At 41.1% G+C, this 2,057-nt stretch carries 3 protein-coding genes; all 3 read left to right on the top strand.

Annotated elements, in window-relative coordinates:
- Positions 1-132: 132 nt before the first annotated feature.
- Positions 133-525: an IS66 family insertion sequence element accessory protein TnpA gene (gene tnpA / locus RHS_RS29600; RefSeq protein ID WP_047835262.1), complete on the top strand. Its 393-nt coding sequence runs from the start codon at positions 133-135 to the stop codon at positions 523-525.
- Positions 519-884 carry an IS66 family insertion sequence element accessory protein TnpB gene (gene tnpB, locus RHS_RS29595; protein ID WP_047835261.1) on the top strand — a complete coding sequence of 122 codons (366 nt, stop codon included), beginning with the start codon at positions 519-521 and terminating at the stop codon, positions 882-884. Before tnpA ends, tnpB begins: the two co-directional genes overlap by 7 nt.
- A gap of 281 nt (positions 885-1,165) precedes the next feature.
- A partial coding sequence (locus RHS_RS29590; protein ID WP_395023679.1) for a transposase occupies positions 1,166-2,057 on the top strand: 892 nt, incomplete at its 3' end.

Raw genomic sequence — 2,057 nt, 5'->3', positions numbered from 1 at the left:
GATAATCTACCTACATGAAGTAGAAAAACCATGATCTGCCTAGAATTGACAGCTGAGCTTTTTACTATAAGTATACTACCTGAGTTTGAGCATTTTACTTCATAGTCTGCAAGAATGGAGTTGAAGTACTTAATGGACCATCCTCAAAACTTATCTGCTTCCGATCGTCGCTGGTTTGATTTAATCCAACAGTGCCGCACCAGTGGAAAATCCGATGCACAATGGATGCAGGAACATGAAATTAAATCACCCACTTTTTATTATCACGTAAAACAGCTACGCAAGAAAGCCTGCGATATCCCTGAAAATAGTTTTACCAGACAAAGAAACGATATCCAGGAAGTCGTTCCCTTGTTTATGAAGGAAGTTCCTGCGGTTTCTTCTCATGAACCAGAACAATTAAGTTCTACCGATAACACTTCTGCTGTTCGCCTGAACATTCAGGGAATAACAGTTGAGATTGCCAACAATGCAACACAGGAAGTGATAAAGAATACGATAGCTGCGTTGCGATTTCTATGTTAGGGGATGTTTCTGGAATTTCCAAAATTTACCTTGTAACGGGCAAGACAGATATGAGACGCAGTATAGATGGTCTCATGGCGATTATCCGGGACACTTATCAGATGGATCCTTATGCAAATGCCTTGTATCTGTTTTGCGGTAAGCGGTGTAACACCATCAAGGCTTTATATTTCGATAAGGATGGATTTTGCTTAATCTACAAACGCCTGGATAGTGAAGGAAGATTTCAATGGCCACGAAATGCTGTTGAGGTAAGAGCCATAACCAGGCAGGAATTCCGCTGGTTGATGGAAGGTCTGTCCATAGAACAGCCAAAAGCAATCCGTCCTGTACCTAAAAACAGTAACAAAGTATTCTGATTTGTGCATTATAGAGAAAATGAAAAACTTATGGACGACCGGTTTTATTATAAAATCGAGGTTGTCCACATCAATACCCTGAACCGAAAACTTATACGTGTATTGCAATCCGTTTCAGGATATTGATGTGGATAACACTTCCACAAATGCCGGAAATACGGCATTTTAGTACTGCGATACAATAACTTATACACCGTCAAAATGACGATAGGACAACCCCATGTCATTTGTCAAACCTGCTGATTTTTTATACAATGTAAGAAAAGATCAGGAGGTGCCAGGTGTCAGTAAAACAGGAAAATGAATATTTAAAAATGCTTGTTGAAACACAGGCATCCCACATCAGAAATCAGGAAGAAACCATCAAAGAACTTCGCACCATGATTGATGAGCTGCGTTCACTAAAAGCCAACCTTGAAGAAACACTGGAAGAATTCAGACGTCAGTTTTTTGGCGTCAAGAGTGAGAAAACTTCACCAGTGGTGGAAGATACTCAAGCTGATGCGGAAAAGAAAGAATCCATTCAGGTAAAAAGTTATGCCAGAGAACGTAAGTCAAAAGCCACCAGAGATGAACTCTATGGGAATCTTCCTGTAAAAGAGATTATCTGTCCGGTACCTGACAGTGAACGCTTCTGTGACTGGTGCAATGCCGAAATGATTCCCATGAAGCCAACCTTTGTAAGGGAAGAAATCCGTATCACTCCTGCAGTTGTTGAAAGAATACGATATATGCAGGAAGTTCTGATCTGTCCTGAGTGTAAAAAGGATCAGGATGGTTCTTTTAAAAAGGGAACTGTTCCAGGAGCGCTTATTCCTCACAGCGCAGCTTCTGCATCAGCAGTTGCATTTGTGATGTTCAGTAAATGTTTTATGGGACTGCCTTATTACAGACAGGAATCAGCATTTGATCAGCTTGGAGCAAAAATCCCAAGGGAAACTCTTGCTAACTGGTGTATCATTGCGGCAGAAAAATATCTTCTTCCAATCTATGAACGTATGCATATGGAATTAATCACCCGCGAAGTAATCCATGCAGATGAGACTACCTGCCAGGTATTGCGTGAAAAGGGAAAAACTGCACAGTCCACATCTTATATGTGGATTTACGCTTCCGGAACTGACGGTCTTCCTAAAATCGTCATGTATGAATACCAATCCGGCAGAGGGGGGA

This window comes from Robinsoniella sp. RHS (assembly GCF_001029355.1).
GTDB classification, from domain to species: Bacteria; Bacillota; Clostridia; order Lachnospirales; family Lachnospiraceae; genus Robinsoniella; species Robinsoniella peoriensis.
This window is presented reverse-complemented; position numbering and strand designations above follow the sequence as displayed.